At 70.8% G+C, this 14,081-nt stretch carries 16 protein-coding genes; 14 read left to right on the top strand and 2 right to left on the bottom strand.

The genetic code is table 11. The annotated features are described in order from the left end of the window. Positions 1-56 precede the first annotated feature (56 nt). Positions 57-1,448: an adenosylmethionine--8-amino-7-oxononanoate transaminase gene (gene bioA / locus QFW80_RS16985; protein WP_280603273.1), complete on the bottom strand. Its 1,392-nt coding sequence runs from the start codon at positions 1,446-1,448 to the stop codon at positions 57-59. A 38-nt stretch (positions 1,449-1,486) separates the two neighbouring features. On the opposite strand from bioA, the gene nudE reads away from it, so the two are divergent. The 4 genes from nudE (at position 1,487) to QFW80_RS17005 (ending at position 4,189) form a co-directional block, all read left to right on the top strand. After that, positions 1,487-2,038, top strand: a complete 552-nt coding sequence (nudE, locus tag QFW80_RS16990) for an ADP compounds hydrolase NudE (RefSeq protein WP_280603275.1) — start codon at positions 1,487-1,489, stop codon at positions 2,036-2,038. Continuing rightward, the gene (gene cysQ, locus QFW80_RS16995) at positions 2,035-2,868 is read left to right on the top strand and encodes a 3'(2'),5'-bisphosphate nucleotidase CysQ (protein ID WP_280603276.1); all 834 of its coding nucleotides are present in this window, start codon (positions 2,035-2,037) and stop codon (positions 2,866-2,868) included. Before nudE ends, cysQ begins: the two co-directional genes overlap by 4 nt. Positions 2,869-2,871: 3 nt before the next feature. Then, positions 2,872-3,690, top strand: coding sequence for a nucleoside triphosphate pyrophosphohydrolase (gene mazG / locus QFW80_RS17000; protein WP_280603278.1), 819 nt, complete (start codon positions 2,872-2,874; stop codon positions 3,688-3,690). A gap of 196 nt (positions 3,691-3,886) precedes the next feature. Continuing rightward, on the top strand, positions 3,887-4,189 hold the full coding sequence (locus QFW80_RS17005) for an Mpo1-like protein (RefSeq protein WP_280603280.1): 303 nt from the start codon (positions 3,887-3,889) through the stop codon (positions 4,187-4,189). A 147-nt stretch (positions 4,190-4,336) separates the two neighbouring features. On the opposite strand, the gene QFW80_RS17010 is transcribed toward QFW80_RS17005, so the two are convergent. After that, positions 4,337-4,681, bottom strand: a complete 345-nt coding sequence (locus tag QFW80_RS17010; protein WP_280603282.1) for a DMT family protein — start codon at positions 4,679-4,681, stop codon at positions 4,337-4,339. Positions 4,682-4,789: 108 nt separating this feature from the next. Here QFW80_RS17010 and QFW80_RS17015 point away from each other — a divergent pair, with 108 nt between their 5' ends. The 10 genes from QFW80_RS17015 to QFW80_RS17060 all read left to right on the top strand — a co-directional run bounded on the left by QFW80_RS17015 (position 4,790) and on the right by QFW80_RS17060 (position 14,076). Next, positions 4,790-5,503: a response regulator transcription factor gene (locus QFW80_RS17015; RefSeq protein ID WP_280603284.1), complete on the top strand. Its 714-nt coding sequence runs from the start codon at positions 4,790-4,792 to the stop codon at positions 5,501-5,503. 18 nt (positions 5,504-5,521) lie between these two features. Continuing rightward, a complete protein-coding gene (locus QFW80_RS17020) occupies positions 5,522-6,814 on the top strand; it encodes a sensor histidine kinase (RefSeq protein ID WP_280603286.1) in 1,293 nt (430 codons plus the stop codon). 86 nt (positions 6,815-6,900) lie between these two features. Continuing rightward, positions 6,901-8,421, top strand: coding sequence for an efflux RND transporter periplasmic adaptor subunit (locus QFW80_RS17025; protein ID WP_280603288.1), 1,521 nt, complete (start codon positions 6,901-6,903; stop codon positions 8,419-8,421). Next, the gene (locus QFW80_RS17030) at positions 8,418-9,206 is read left to right on the top strand and encodes an ABC transporter ATP-binding protein (protein ID WP_280603290.1); all 789 of its coding nucleotides are present in this window, start codon (positions 8,418-8,420) and stop codon (positions 9,204-9,206) included. Before QFW80_RS17025 ends, QFW80_RS17030 begins: the two co-directional genes overlap by 4 nt. Continuing rightward, the gene (locus tag QFW80_RS17035; RefSeq protein WP_280603292.1) at positions 9,203-10,432 is read left to right on the top strand and encodes an ABC transporter permease; all 1,230 of its coding nucleotides are present in this window, start codon (positions 9,203-9,205) and stop codon (positions 10,430-10,432) included. The genes QFW80_RS17030 and QFW80_RS17035 overlap by 4 nt, the downstream gene beginning before the upstream one ends. Before the next feature lie 180 nt (positions 10,433-10,612). After that, a complete protein-coding gene (locus QFW80_RS17040) occupies positions 10,613-10,993 on the top strand; it encodes a diacylglycerol kinase (protein WP_280603293.1) in 381 nt (126 codons plus the stop codon). Positions 10,994-11,016: 23 nt separating this feature from the next. After that, positions 11,017-11,754, top strand: a complete 738-nt coding sequence (locus QFW80_RS17045; protein ID WP_280603295.1) for a TerC family protein — start codon at positions 11,017-11,019, stop codon at positions 11,752-11,754. A gap of 112 nt (positions 11,755-11,866) precedes the next feature. Further along, positions 11,867-12,769 (top strand): prolipoprotein diacylglyceryl transferase, encoded by a 903-nt coding sequence (gene lgt / locus QFW80_RS17050; RefSeq protein ID WP_280603296.1) that lies wholly within the window; start codon positions 11,867-11,869, stop codon positions 12,767-12,769. Then, complete coding sequence (locus tag QFW80_RS17055; RefSeq protein ID WP_280603297.1) at positions 12,766-13,560, top strand: thymidylate synthase; 795 nt, start codon at positions 12,766-12,768, stop codon at positions 13,558-13,560. Before lgt ends, QFW80_RS17055 begins: the two co-directional genes overlap by 4 nt. Before the next feature lie 3 nt (positions 13,561-13,563). Continuing rightward, complete coding sequence (locus QFW80_RS17060) at positions 13,564-14,076, top strand: dihydrofolate reductase (protein ID WP_280603298.1); 513 nt, start codon at positions 13,564-13,566, stop codon at positions 14,074-14,076. The last annotated feature ends 5 nt before the right edge of the window (positions 14,077-14,081 follow it).

The following is a 14,081-nucleotide window of genomic DNA, read 5'->3' on the forward strand; positions in this document are numbered from 1 at the left end:
GCGCGCACTCCGACGCTGGCGCCTGGAGGCGGCCGGCCCGAGGCCCGATGCGGCGCTCACGCCACCGCCTCCGCGATCGCCGCACGGGTGACATCGGCGAGCAGCGCGAGCTGGGCATCGTCGATGCAATAGGGCGGCATCCAGTACAGCACGTCGCCGAGCGGGCGCAGCAGCACGCCGCGCTCCAGCGCGGCGCGATAGGCCCGCAGGCCGACGCGCCGCGCCGGATCGAACGCGGCGCGGCGGTCGCCGCCGGGCGCGAGTTCGAACGCCACGATCATGCCGGTCTGGCGCGCCTCGGCCACGTGCGGCAGGGTGGCGATCCCGCGCACGAGCTCCGCCATGCGTGCGGCGGTCGCACGGTTGCGCGCCAACACCTCGTCGCTGGCGAAGATCTCCAGCGAGGCCAGCGCCGCGGCACAGGCCAGCGGGTTGCCGGTATAGCTGTGCGAATGCAGGAAGGCGCGTTCGCGCGAGTCGTCGAGGAAGCCGTCGTAGATCGCCTGCGTCGCCAGCACCGCGGCCAGCGGCAGGAAGCCGCCGGTCAGGCCCTTCGACAGGCAGAGCAGGTCGGGTTGGATGCCGGCCTGTTCGCACGCGAACATCGTGCCGGTGCGGCCGAAACCCACCGCGATCTCGTCCGCGATCAGGAAGATGCCGTGCACGTCGCACAGTTCGCGTACCCGGCGCAGGTAGGCCGGGTGGTGCATGCGCATCCCGCCGGCGCACTGCACCAGCGGCTCGAGCACCAGGGCGCAGATCTCGCCGGCGTGCGCGTCGAGCAGGTGGGCGAGCGCATCGGCGGCGTCCTCGGCGCAGCCTTCGGCGCTCTGGCCGGGGCGGGCGAGGTAGGCATCGGGCGAGGGCGCGAACACCGCCTGCATCAGCAGCGGCGCGTAGATGCGCCGGTACAGCGGGATGTCGCCCACCGACAGCGCGCCGATGGTCTCCCCGTGGTAGCCGTTCTGCAGCGCGACGAACTTCGTCCGCCGCGGCTCGTCGCCGCGGTTGCGGAACCAGTGGAACGCCATCTTCAGCGCCACCTCGATCCCGGCCGAACCGTTGTCGGCATAGAACACCTTCGACAGCGGCGGCCGCCCGGCTTCGCGCGGGGCGATGGCCAGCAGGCGCTCGGCCAGCTCCACCGCAGGCGCGTGCGAGCAGCCGGCCAGGATCACCTGTTCGAGCGTGCGGGCCTGGCGCGCGATGGCTTCGGCGATGCGCGGTTCCGCATGGCCGTGCAGGGTCACCCACCAGCTGCTCACCGCGTCCAGCGTGCGCCGCCCGTCGTGCCCCACCAGCCAGGCGCCTTCGGCCCGCGCCACCGGCAGCAGCGGCAGGGTGTCGGGGTGTTCGCGCATCTGCGTGCAGGGGTGCCAGAGCACCGCGAGATCGCGCGACCGCCAGTGCGCGGCCTCGTCTAGAATGGCGTCATCGTGAGTCGACATGCCCCCATTATCGCCCGTGGCCGCGTCGGGGCGGCGCCGTGACGCGCCGCCTGCCGACGATCCACGGCATCACCGAGCACGATGCCGGCCCCTACCGCATGGAGCGGCTGGACCTGGAGTTCAGCAACGGCGAGCGCCGCCAGTTCGAGCGCCTGCGCGGGCGCGGCCACGGCGCGGTGGCGGTGGTCCCGCTGCTCGACGAGAACACCGTGCTCCTGGTGCGCGAGTACGCGGCGGGACTGCATCGCTACGAGCTGGGTCTGGTGAAGGGCCGGATCGATGCCGGCGAGACGCCAGTGCAGGCGGCCGACCGCGAGCTCAAGGAGGAAGCGGGCTACGGCGCGCGCCGGCTCGACGTGGTGCGGCTGCTGTCGCTGGCGCCGGTGTACATGAGCCACGAGACCACGGTCGTGCTTGCGCGCGACCTGTATCCCGAGCGCCTGCCGGGCGACGAGCCGGAGGAACTGGAAGTCGTGCCGTGGCCGCTCGCGGATATCGGCGAGCTGGCCCTGCGCGAGGATTTCTCGGAAGGGCGGTCGATCGCGGCGCTGTTCGCCGCGCGCCAGTACCTGGAGCGGGAGCGCGCATGACCGACTACGCCACCATCCAGGCCCTGCGCGAGGACGTGCTCGCGATCGCGCAGGACGCGGCGGCGTCGATCCTGGAGGTCTACGAACGCGATTTCGACGTTACCCGGAAGGACGACGCCAGCCCGCTGACCGAAGCCGACCTGGCCGCGCACCACGGCATCGTCGCCGGCCTGTCGCAGCTCACGCCGGACATCCCGGTGCTGTCGGAGGAATCCGCGCACACCGTGCCGCTGGCCACCCGCCGCGGCTGGTCGCGGCTGTGGGTGGTCGATCCGCTCGACGGCACCCGCGAGTTCATCAAGCGCAACGGCGAGTTCACGGTGAACATCGCGCTGGTCGACCACGGCGTCGTGGTCTTCGGCGTCATCCAGGCGCCGGTGACCGGCGTGTTGTGGCATGGCGCGCCCGGACACGGCGCGTTCCGTCGCGATGCGAACGGCGAACACCCGCTGCACGTGCGCCGGCCCGCGGCGCCGCCGCTGCGGGTGGCCGCGAGTCGATCGCACCGCGATCCACGGACCGAGGCCCTGATGGCGCACATGGGGCGGGTGGACACGATCGGCTTGGGGTCGTCGCTGAAGTTCTGCCGCCTGGCCGAGGGGGGGATGGACGTGTATCCGCGCTTCGGCCCCACCAGCGAGTGGGATACGGCCGCCGGGCAGGCGATCCTGGAGGGCGCGGGTGGCGCGCTGCTGGATCCGCGCGGGCGGCCGTTCCGCTACAACCAGCGCGACACGCTGCTCAACGGCGATTTCATCGCGCTTGGCGACGCAGCGCTGCCGTGGCGGGACTGGCTGCAGTCCGTGCCGCCCGCAGCCGCATCGGCCTGACGCGTGAGCGGCACACCCGGCGACATCCAGCGCCTGCTCGCGATCATGGCGCGGCTGCGCAGCCCCGACGGCGGCTGCCCGTGGGACCTGGCGCAGGATTTCTCCACCATCGCGCCCTATACGATCGAGGAGGCCTACGAGGTCGCCGATGCGATCGACCGCGGTGACATGGCCTCGCTGCGCGACGAACTGGGCGACCTGCTGCTGCAGGTGGTGTTCCACGCGCGCATGGCCGAGGAGCAGTCGGCGTTCGCGTTCGGCGACGTGGTGGACGCGATCTGCGACAAGATGGTGCGTCGCCATCCGCATGTGTTCGGCGGCGCCGATGCCGGGGATCCGCAGGCACAGAGCGGCCAATGGGAAGCGATCAAGCGCGCCGAACGCGCCGCCGCGGGCGAAACCGATCCTTCGGCGCTGGCCGGCATCTCGCGTGGCCTGCCCGAATGGCAGCGTGCGGTGAAGCTGCAGGCGCGCGCCGCGCGGGTCGGGTTCGACTGGCCGGGCCCGGCGCCGGTGATCGACAAGCTGCACGAGGAGATCGACGAGGTGCGGGTGGAGTTCGATGCGGTGGCGGCCGATCCGGAGGATGCGCAGGCGCGCGCACGGCTGCAGGACGAGCTTGGCGACCTGCTGTTCGTCGCCGCCAATCTCACCCGGCATGCACGGGTGGACGTCGGCGCCGCGCTGCGCGGCGCCAACCACAAGTTCGAGCGCCGGTTCCGGGCGATGGAAGCGATGGCGCAGGCCGAGGGGGTGCGGCTGCAGGACCTGCCGCTGGAGGCGCAGGATCGGTACTGGCATCGCGCCAAGGCGGTTACGTAGCGACGGGCGCGGTGGGCACTCGCCCGCTGCCGCACCCGGCGCCTCGACCCGCGACACCGGCCGCGAATTCGCCCGCCGTCCCGCGAACCGTCGTCCCGTACGGCGTTCGCGCGGGGCCGGCCCGGGTCCCGCTTGTCGGCCGCGCCTGGCCTCGTCATCATCGCCCTGACCCGACCGCGCCCGGCCGGAGGCCGCCATGCCCCGATTCGCCAGCTTCCGCGAGTTCTATCCCTACTACCTGAGCGAGCACAGACACCGCACCTCGCGACGCCTGCATTTCATCGGCAGTTGCGGCGCGCTGGCGTTCGTGGCGCTGGCGATCGTGCAGCGCGATGCCTGGTGGCTGCTGGCGGCGCTGCTGTGCGGGTACGCGTTCGCGTGGGTCGGGCACTTCTTCTTCGAGAAGAACCGGCCGGCGACCTTCCGCCATCCGTTCTATTCGTTCGCCGGCGACTGGGTGATGTTCAAGGACATCCTGACCGGTCGCATCCGGTTCTGAACCCGCTGCGGCGGGACGCGCCGCGCATCCCGTCCGAGCGGGACGTGCAGGCCGGGGGCTACGAGCGCCGCGCGGCGCAGCTCTGCCTTGCGCAGGCCCCGCGCGCCCGCATCCCTGGCGCAACACGCCCGCCCCGCGCGACCGCGCTCACTCCAGGAAGATCAGCCACGCGGCCACCGCGATCAGCGCGAACCCGGCCCAGTGGTTCCACTTCAGCGGCTGGCCGAGGTACCAGGCCGAGAAGCCGGCGAACACCAGCAGGGTGATCACCTCCTGCATGCCCTTGAGCTGCGGCGCCGAGTAGAACGTCGACCCCAGGCGGTTGGCCGGCACCATGAGGCAGTACTCGAAGAATGCGATACCCCAGCTGATCAGGATCACGGTCAGCAGTGGCGTGGTCTTGTACTTGAGATGGCCGTACCAGGCGAAGGTCATGAACAGGTTGGAGCCGATCAGCAGCAGGATCGGGACGAGGCGGTCGAAAGGCGGCATGGGCGGTCGCGGCGGCGTCGGAAATGCGGACGATGCGCATCTTCACGGCGCTTGTACAGCGGGACTGGCAGCCTTTCACAAAGCTGAAGACCCCTTAGAGGAAACCACATGCGTGCAGGGCAGGAGACCGGCGGGCTGGTCCTGATCGTCGAGGACAACCGCAACATCTCGGAAATGGTAGGCGAATACCTGGAAAGCCGCGGCTTCGAGGTCGATTACGCCTCCGACGGCCTGGACGGCTACCGCCTGGCGGTGGAGAACAGCTACGACGTGATCGTGCTCGATCTCATGCTGCCGCGCCTGGATGGCGTGGAAGTGTGCAAGCGCCTGCGCGCCGAGGCGCGCAAGTCCACGCCGGTGCTCATGCTCACTGCGCGCGACACCCTGGACGAGAAGCTGACCGGGCTGTCCTCCGGCGCCGACGACTACCTGACCAAGCCGTTCGCGATCCAGGAACTGGAAGCCCGGCTGCGCGCCCTGATCCGCCGCGAGCGCCGCCAGGTGGGCTCCGAGGTGCTGAAGGTCGCCGACCTCGTGCTCGACCCGGCCAGCATGCGCGCCACCCGTGGCGGCACCGAGCTGCAGCTCTCGCCGATCGGCATGAAGCTGCTCACCATTCTCATGCGCGAATCGCCCCGGGTGGTGAACCGGCAGGAGATCGAGCGCGAGATCTGGGGCAACGGGCTGCCGGATTCGGACACCCTGCGCAGCCATCTGTACAACCTGCGCAAGATCATCGACAAGCCGTTCGACAAGCCGCTGCTGCACACGGTGCAGAGTGCGGGCTACCGGATCGCGGACATCGACCAGTCGCCGGCCTGAGCCCGGCGGAGCAGTCCGATGCCGCAGGGATTGCCGCGCAGGATCCGCTACGCGTTCGTCACCCAGGGCCTGCTGCTGATCCTGGCGGTCGTGTTCGGCGTCAGCGTGGTCACGCTGATCACGCGCGACGCATTGATCAGCCAGCGGCTCGAGGTCGAGGCGCAGGCGTTCTGGGAACGTCGCGCCGGCCTGCGCCCGCCGGGGCAGATGCCGGCCACGAATGCGCTGCAGGGCTACTTCCGCGGGCAGGGGGAAGACGAGGACGCCATCCCCGGGTTCGTCCGATCCCTGCCCGAGGGCATGAACTACATGTACCGCCTGCAGCGCGCGATCCTGGTGCAGCGGCGGCCGGACGGCGTGCTGTACCTGGTGCTGCAGACACGCACCGTCGACCGGCTGATGTGGTCCTCGGCCGCGGCGATGATCCTGCTCGGTCTGCTCGCGGCCCTGGCCATCACGGCGCTGACGTACCGCAAATCGCGCGGAATCGTCATGCCGATCAACCGCCTGGCCGAGGAGGTCTCGCGCTGGGATCCGCTGCAGGGCGAGATGTCCGCGCCGCTGGCGATCTCGGCCGGCGCGGGTGATTCCGGCCGCGAGGTGCGAGCGCTGTCGAGTGCGCTGCACGGGCTGACCAGCCGCGTGGCCGAGTTCATCCAGCGCGAGCGCGACTTCACCCGCGACGCCAGCCACGAGCTGCGCACGCCCCTGACCGTGATCCGCGTCGCCAGCGACATGCTGCTCTCCGATCCCGCGCTGCCCGCGCACGGCAGGCGTTCGCTCGAGCGCATCCAGCGCGCGGGGCGCGACATGGAGGCGGTCATCGACGCGTTCCTGATCCTGGCGCGCGAGGGCGGGGTGGCGCCGGTGAGCGAGGAATTCGACGTGCGCGAGGTGGCGCTCGAGGAAATCGACAAGGCGCAGGCGCTGCTGGCCGGCAAGCCGGTGGAGCTGGCGCTGGTCGGAGATGCCGCGCCACGGCTGTTCGCGCCGCGTGCGGTGCTCGGCGTGGTGCTGCGCAACCTGCTGCGCAACGCCTGCCATTTCACCGAGCGCGGCAGGATCGAGGTGGAGATCTCGCCGGACGCGGTCGCCATCCGCGATACCGGGATCGGCATGTCGGCCGAGACCCTGCGGCATGCCTTCGAGCCGTTCTATCGCGCCGACGCCTTCAGCCCGATGGGGAAGGGGTTCGGCCTGACCATCGCCAACCGCCTCGCGCGCCGGTTCGGTTGGGACCTGGTGCTGGAAAGCGAGCCCGATGCCGGCACCGTGGCCACGGTGCGCTTCACGCCCGCGAACGAATCCTGACCGTCGGCGCGTGGCGCCGCCGCCTGCGTCAACGCGGGCACGGGGCGGCGCGTTGACGAGCCCAGTTGCCGCTCCCCGGAAGCCCCATGCGACCAGCCCCGACCCGCCGCCGGCGTCCGTCCACGACCCTGTCCGTCATTGCGGCGATCGCGCTCGTCGCGCTTGTCGCCGGGGCGGCCTGGTGGCATGGGCAGCGCGACGAAGGCGCCGAGTCGGCATGGCGTACGGTGCAGGTGGAACGGGGCGACGTCCGGGTCGCGATCTCGGCCACGGGCACCCTCAGCGCGATCTCCACCGTGACCGTCGGCAGCCAGATTTCCGGCCAGGTGACCGACGTGCTGGTGGACTTCAACAGCCGGGTCCAGGAGGGCGACGTCCTGGCGCGCATCGATCCGCGCACCTACGAAGCGCAGATCGCGCAGGGCGCCGCCCAGGTCGAAAGCGCCCGCGCCTCGCTCAGCCAGGCCGAGGCGGCGCTGCGCAATGCCGAACTCGACTACCGCCGCAAGTCCGATCTCGGCGCCCAGCAGCTGGTCGCCCGCGCCGACATCGACCTGGCCCGGGCCGCGCGCGACCAGGCACGCGCGCAGGTCGCCTCCACCCGTGCCCAGATCCGGCAGCAGGCCGCGGCTACCGAGAGCACGCAGCTCAATCTCGAACGCACGGTGATCCGCTCGCCGGTCGACGGCGTGGTGCTGACCCGCACGATCGAACCCGGCCAGACCGTCGCCGCGAGCCTGCAGGCGCCCGAGCTGTTCACCATCGCCGAAGACCTGTCGCAGATGAAGATCGAACTGGCCGTCGACGAGGCGGACATCGGCCAGGTGCGCCAGGGGCAGGCCGTCGCGTTCACCGCCGACGCGTTTCCCGACCGGCAGTTCCGCGGCGTGGTGGCACAGGTGCGGCTGGCCGCCACCACCACCAACAACGTGGTGACCTATCCCGTCGTGGTGAGCGTGGACAACGGCGACGGCACCCTGCTGCCGGGGCTGACCGTCAACGCGGAGATCGAGGTCAGCAACCGCCCCGATGTGCTCAAGGTCTCCAACGCCGCCCTGCGCTACAAGCCGGTGGGCGGCGGCGCAGCGCCCGCATCGGGGCCGCCTGCCGCTCGAGGCGGTGGGGCGCTGATCGCAGAACTGGAGCAGGTGGCTGACGGGCTCGACCTGGATCCGGAGCAGCGCGCGGCATTCGATGCTGCAGTGGCGGCCCAGCGCGCGCGCGCAGGGACTCGTCCCGGTGCCGGCGCCACGCAGTCCGGCGCGCGGGGCGCGGGCGGCCCGCCGTCCGGAGCGACGGCCATGGGCGCCGGCGCTGGCGGTGGCGACGCCTCGATGCAGGCGCAGCTGCGCCAACGCATGCGCGAGCGCCTGCAGGCACAGTTCGCGGGCTTCACCCGCCTGCTCGACGACGCCCGGCGCCAGCGCTGGGACGCCGGGCTTGCCGCGGCCGTCGGCGCGACGCGCACCACGCTCTACCGTCTGGCCGACGGGAGGCCCGAACCGGTCCAGGTGCGCATCGGCGCCAGCGACGGCACCAGCACGGAAGTCCGCGGCGGGGTCTCGGAGGGCGATCTGATCATCACCGGCGAGCGCGCGCCGCGATGACCGCGGGCGCACCCGTGCCGGTGATCGAGACGCGCGCCCTGCGCAAGGTCTATGCCGAGGGGACCCAGGCCGAGGTGGTGGCGCTGGCCGGCGTGGACCTGCGCATCGCCGCGGGCGAGTTCGTCGCGATCATGGGCCCGTCCGGCTCGGGCAAGTCGACGCTGATGAACCTGATCGGCTGCCTCGACACGCCCACATCCGGGCAGTACCTGTGCGGCGGCGTCGACGTGGCCACGCTCGATCGCGAACAGCTCGCCACGCTGCGGCGCGAGCGCATCGGCTTCGTGTTCCAGGGATTCAATCTTCTGCCGCGCATGAGCGCCGAAGACAACGTCGCGATGCCGCTGGGCTACGCGCGCGTGCCGCCGGCCGAGCGCCGGCGGCTGGCGCAGGAAGCGCTGGCCGAGGTCGGGCTTGCGGCGCGCTCCGCGCACCGTCCCAGCGAACTGTCGGGCGGGCAGCAGCAGCGCGTGGCGATTGCGCGCGCGCTGATCAATCGGCCCGCGCTGCTGCTGGCCGACGAACCCACCGGCGCGCTCGATTCGAAGACCGGCGAGGAGATCCTGGCGCTGTTCAAGCGCCTGCGCGACGACGGCCATACCGTGGTGCTGATCACCCACGATGCGGAGGTCGCCGCGCATGCGGACCGGACCTGCGTGATGCGCGACGGCGAACTGCACGAGGGCGATGAGCCGCATTCGGCCTATGCCCGGTCGGCATCGACTGCCACGAACCCGCGCCTGGCCGTGGATGGCGGCGACGTCCACGGGGAGCGGTCGCGATGAACTTCGCCGACGTCCTCCGCACCGCCCTGTTCGCCCTGCGCGGCAACTGGATGCGCAGCGCGCTGACCTCGCTCGGCGTGATCATCGGCATCGCCTCGGTGATCGTGATGGTCTCGGTGGGCCAGGGCACGCAGGCCGAAATCGACAGGATGGTGTCGGGGCTGGGCTCGCAGCGGCTCGACATCTCGCCCAACGTCACCCGCGGCAGCGGCGCCGTGCGCATGAGCGCGAGCAGCTACTTCACGCTGAGCCTCGACGACGTCGAGGCGATCCGCGCCGAGATTCCCGAGGTGCAGTACATCTCCGGCTCGCTGCGCGGGTCCAGCCAAGTGGTCTATGCCGAGCGCAACTGGAACAGCAGCTGGCAGGGCGTGGATCCCGACTACCTGGTGATCAACGGCTGGACCGTCGCCGAGGGCCAAGGCCTGGACGAGGCCGGGGACGGCAAGTCGGTGCTCATCGGCGAGACCGTGCGCCGCGAGCTGTTCGGCGAGGAGAGCGGCATCGGCGAGACGATCCGCATCGGCCGCGTGCCGCTGACCGTCGCCGGCACGCTCGCGCCCAAGGGGCAGAGCAACTGGGGACGCGACCAGGACGAGGTGGTGATGGTGCCGCTGGAAACCGCGCGGCGCCGGCTGATGGGGTCGATGGGGATGCCGCCCGGCGCGGTGATGGAGATCTCGCTGGCCGTCTCCAGCCCGGACGACCTGGGCTACGTGCAGGGCGAGATCGAATCGCTGCTGCGCCAGCGCCACCGCATCGCGCCGGGGACCGAGGACGATTTCCGTGTGCGCAACATGTCCGAGATCGTGGCCACGCGCACCGCGACCACGCGCCTGATGTCGTGGCTGCTCGGCGCGGTGGCGACGATCTCGCTGATCGTGGGCGGCATCGGCATCATGAACATCATGCTGGTTTCGGTCACCGAGCGGATCCGCGAGATCGGCCTGCGGATGGCGGTGGGCGCCGGTCCGCGCGACGTGCGCCGCCAGTTCCTGGCCGAGGCGATGCTGCTTTCGCTGGGCGGCGGCCTGATCGGCATCCTGGCCGGCGTCGCCGGTGCGCTGCTGGTCGGACAGTTCAACAGCGAGCTGCCGGTGGAGCTCAACGGCCGGGTGATCGCGCTCGCGGCCGGATTCTCGGTCGCCACCGGCCTGTTCTTCGGCTACTACCCCGCGCGCAAGGCCAGCCAGCTCGACCCGATCGAGGCGCTGCGGCAGCAGTAGGGCGGGCGCCCGTGCCGCAAGATGAACGGGGCGCACCGGCGTTTCGCGCGTCTGTGGCAAAATTGCACGGTTGCGGCACCTGCCGCGCCCACGAACGCCGCATGCCGTCGACCCCCTCGCAGTCCCTGCCCGGCACCGCCGGGGGCGCGGGTCCCGGTGCGTGGTCCCGGATCGGCTGACGTGGCCGACGAGACCGGACACCTGCCGCGCCGCCCGGCGCGCATCCTGATGGCGACCGTGTGGTCGCTGCAGGGCCTGCGCGCGGCATGGCTGCACGAGTCGTCGTTCAGGCTCGAGGTGTACCTGCTGGTGGTCCTGGCCCCGCTCGCGCTGTGGCTGGGCGACACCGGCGTGGAGCGCGCGCTGCTGCTGGGCAGCTGCCTGCTGGTGCTGGCGGTGGAACTGCTCAATTCCGCCATCGAGGCGGTGATCGAGCGCTACGGCCCCGAACATCACGAGCTGGCCGGCCGGGCCAAGGACATGGGTTCGGCGGCGGTATTCGTGACGATGTTGAATGTGCTGCTGGTGTGGGGGCTGGTGCTGCTCCCGCGCTGGATGTAACTGAACGAGAGGACACACAAGCGATGCTGGAGATGTTGAGCGATCCGCAGGTCTGGATCCTGCTGTTGACCCTGAGCACGATCGAGGTCGTGCTGGGCATCGACAACCTGGTGTTCATCTCGATCGCGGTCAGCAAGCTGCCGCCCGAGCGGCGCGAGTTCGCGCGCAAGTTCGGCATCGCGGTGGCGTGCATCACCCGCATCCTGCTGCTGCTCACGCTGGCGTGGCTGGCCAGCCTGACCGCGGATCTGTTCGTGGTGCTGGGGCAGGGCATCTCGGTGCGCGACCTGGTGCTGATCCTCGGCGGCGTGTTCCTGCTGGTGAAGGGCATGCTGGAAATCCGCGAGCTGGTCGGCGGAGCCGACGAGGACGGCAGTCCGGCGGCGAAGGCGGCGGTGTCGTTCGGCGGCGTGATCGCGCAGATCGCTGTGATCGACATCGTGTTCTCGCTCGATTCGGTGATCGCCGCGGTCGGCATGGCCGGCGAATACGTGCCGGTGATGGTCGCGGCGATCCTGGTCGCGGTGAGCGTGATGCTGCTGGCCGCGCGGCCGCTGGGCCAGTTCATCGACGCCAACCCGACCGTCAAGATGCTCGCCCTGACCTTCATCGTGCTGATCGGCGCCTACCTGTTGCTGGAAGGCTTCGACGTGCACGTCGCCAAGGGGTACATCTACGGCTCGATGGGCTTCGCGGTCCTGGTCGAGGTGCTGAATCTGTGGGCGAAGCGCAACGCGCACCGGCGCGGCGAGAGCTACTGAGGCCGGCGCGGCCTCGCGCGACAGGCGGCGCGCGCGGCGGGGACGGCGACCTGCCGACCGCGCGGTACCTCGGGCACAATAGGGCCCGGGCCGCCCAGGGACACCGCGCTTCATGATCCACCTGCACCAGATCGACCCCATCGCGGTCCAGTTCCCGGCCTTCGAACTGTTCGGGCGCACCTTCCAGCCCTCGATCCACTGGTACGGGATCATGTACCTGCTGGCGTTCGCCACCGCGTGGTGGCTGGGCCGGCGGCGGGTGGCGGCCGGCCGCCTGCCGGGGGTGGATGCCAACGCCTTCGGCGACCTGCTGTTCTACGGCATGCTCGGCGTGGTGCTGGGCGGCCGCCTGGGTTACGTGCTGTTCTACGCCTTCCCCGATCTGGTGCGCGATCCGCTGATGCTGGTGCGGGTGTGGGACGGCGGCATGAGCTTCCACGGCGGGCTGCTGGGCGTGCTGGTGGCCTCGTGGGTCTGGGCGCGGCGGCATTCGCTGCACTTCTTCGACGTGATGGATTTCGTGGCGCCGCTGGTGCCCGCAGGCCTGGGCTTCGGCCGGCTCGGCAACTACATCGGCGCCGAGCTGTGGGGCAAGTACACGCAGGCGGGCTGGGGCGTGGTGTTCCCGACCGACCCGCAGTTCGCCGGCTGGAGCGCGGAGCAGCTGCGCACCCAGTTCGAGGCGGGCGCGCTGGATGCGTTCGCGCGCCATCCCTCGCAGCTCTACCAGGCCTTCCTGGAGGGTCTGGTGATGTTCGTCGCGCTGTGGTGGTTCTCGTCCCGGCCGCGGCCGCGCTACGCGGTGAGCGGGCTGTTCGCGCTGCTCTACGGCGTGTTTCGCTTCCAGGTCGAATTCGTGCGCGTGCCGGACGCGGAGATCGGCTACCTCGCCTTCGGCTGGCTCACGATGGGCCAGCTGCTGTCGCTGCCGCTGGTGGCGCTGGGCCTGTTCTGGCTGTGGAAATCGCACCGTTCGCCGACCCTTCGGCCCGCCGTGGAAGGAGGCGGGGCATGAAGCAGTACCTGAACCTGCTGCGCCACGTGCTCGAGCACGGCGCGGAGAAGTCCGACCGCACCGGCACCGGCACCCGCAGCGTGTTCGGCTGGCAGATGCGCTTCGACCTGGCCGAAGGCTTCCCGCTGGTCACCACCAAGAAGCTGCACCTGCGCTCGATCATCCACGAGCTGCTGTGGTTCCTGAAGGGCGAGACCAACATCGCCTACCTCAAGGCCCACAAGGTCGGGATCTGGGACGAATGGGCGGACGCACACGGCGAGCTCGGCCCCGTCTACGGCAAGCAGTGGCGCAGCTGGGAGGGCGCCGACGGCCGCACCATCGACCAGATGCAGTGGCTGGTGGACGAGATCAGGCGCAATCCCGACTCGCGCCGGCTGGTGGTCAGCGCGTGGAACGTGGCCGAACTGCCGAAGATGGCGCTGATGCCGTGCCACACGCTGTTCCAGTTCTACGTGGTGGACGGCCGGCTCAGCTGCCAGCTCTACCAGCGCAGCGGCGACATCTTCCTCGGCGTGCCGTTCAACATCGCCAGCTACGCGCTGCTCACCCACATGGTGGCGCAGGCGACCGGCCTGGGCGTGGGCGATTTCGTGCACACCCTGGGCGATGCGCACCTGTATTCGAACCACTACGACCAGGCGCGCGAACAGCTCGCGCGCGCGCCGAGACCCCTGCCGACCCTGCGCCTGAATCCCGCGGTGACCGACCTGTTCGGCTTCACCTACGACGACATCGAGATCCTCGGCTACGACCCGCACCCGGCAATCAAGGCGCCGGTGGCGGTCTAGCGTATGCCGACGATCAGCCTGGTCGTCGCCTACGACCGCCGCCGCGCGATCGGCAAGGACAATGCGCTGCCCTGGCACCTGCCCGACGACTTGAAGCGCTTCAAGGCGCTGACGCTGGGCAAGCCGGTGCTGATGGGGCGCAAGACCGCCGAAGCGATCGGTCGCGCGCTGCCGGGGCGCCTGAATCTGGTGATGACGCGCAGCGGTCGGACCCCGTTCGCGGACATGCGGGCCGTGGGTTCGCTCGACGACGCGCTGCGTGCGGCGGGCGATGCGGGTGCCGGCGAACTGTGCGTGATCGGCGGTGCGGAGATCTACGCGCTGGCACTGCCGCATGCGCAGGTGCTGCATGCGACCGAGGTGGAGACCGAGGTGGACGGCGCCGACGCGTTCTTCCCCGCGCTCGACGGCGCATGGCAGGAGGCGGCGCGCCAGCCGCACCCGACGGATGCACGCCACGCGTACGCGTTCGAGTTCATCGATCTGCGGCGCGAGGCGCCGGACGCCACGTCGTAGCCGTC

It is taken from the genome of Luteimonas rhizosphaericola (assembly GCF_029888045.1).
In the GTDB taxonomy this organism is placed as follows: domain Bacteria; phylum Pseudomonadota; class Gammaproteobacteria; order Xanthomonadales; family Xanthomonadaceae; genus Luteimonas; species Luteimonas rhizosphaericola.

Bases quoted from the DNA above. Each gene is read 5' to 3' on its own strand.
- QFW80_RS17020 (WP_280603286.1), top strand. From the start codon at position 5,522: ATGCCGCAGGGATTGCCGCGCAGGATCCGCTACGCGTTCGTCACCCAG.
- QFW80_RS17055 (WP_280603297.1), top strand. From the start codon at position 12,766: ATGAAGCAGTACCTGAACCTGCTGCGCCACGTGCTCGAGCACGGCGCG.
- cysQ (WP_280603276.1), top strand. From the start codon at position 2,035: ATGACCGACTACGCCACCATCCAGGCCCTGCGCGAGGACGTGCTCGCG.
- QFW80_RS17015 (WP_280603284.1), top strand. From the start codon at position 4,790: ATGCGTGCAGGGCAGGAGACCGGCGGGCTGGTCCTGATCGTCGAGGAC.
- QFW80_RS17030 (WP_280603290.1), top strand. From the start codon at position 8,418: ATGACCGCGGGCGCACCCGTGCCGGTGATCGAGACGCGCGCCCTGCGC.
- QFW80_RS17025 (WP_280603288.1), top strand. From the start codon at position 6,901: ATGCGACCAGCCCCGACCCGCCGCCGGCGTCCGTCCACGACCCTGTCC.
- QFW80_RS17060 (WP_280603298.1), top strand. From the start codon at position 13,564: ATGCCGACGATCAGCCTGGTCGTCGCCTACGACCGCCGCCGCGCGATC.
- QFW80_RS17045 (WP_280603295.1), top strand. From the start codon at position 11,017: ATGCTGGAGATGTTGAGCGATCCGCAGGTCTGGATCCTGCTGTTGACC.
- QFW80_RS17035 (WP_280603292.1), top strand. From the start codon at position 9,203: ATGAACTTCGCCGACGTCCTCCGCACCGCCCTGTTCGCCCTGCGCGGC.
- bioA (WP_280603273.1), bottom strand. From the start codon at position 1,448: ATGTCGACTCACGATGACGCCATTCTAGACGAGGCCGCGCACTGGCGG.
- QFW80_RS17005 (WP_280603280.1), top strand. From the start codon at position 3,887: ATGCCCCGATTCGCCAGCTTCCGCGAGTTCTATCCCTACTACCTGAGC.
- QFW80_RS17010 (WP_280603282.1), bottom strand. From the start codon at position 4,681: ATGCCGCCTTTCGACCGCCTCGTCCCGATCCTGCTGCTGATCGGCTCC.
- lgt (WP_280603296.1), top strand. From the start codon at position 11,867: ATGATCCACCTGCACCAGATCGACCCCATCGCGGTCCAGTTCCCGGCC.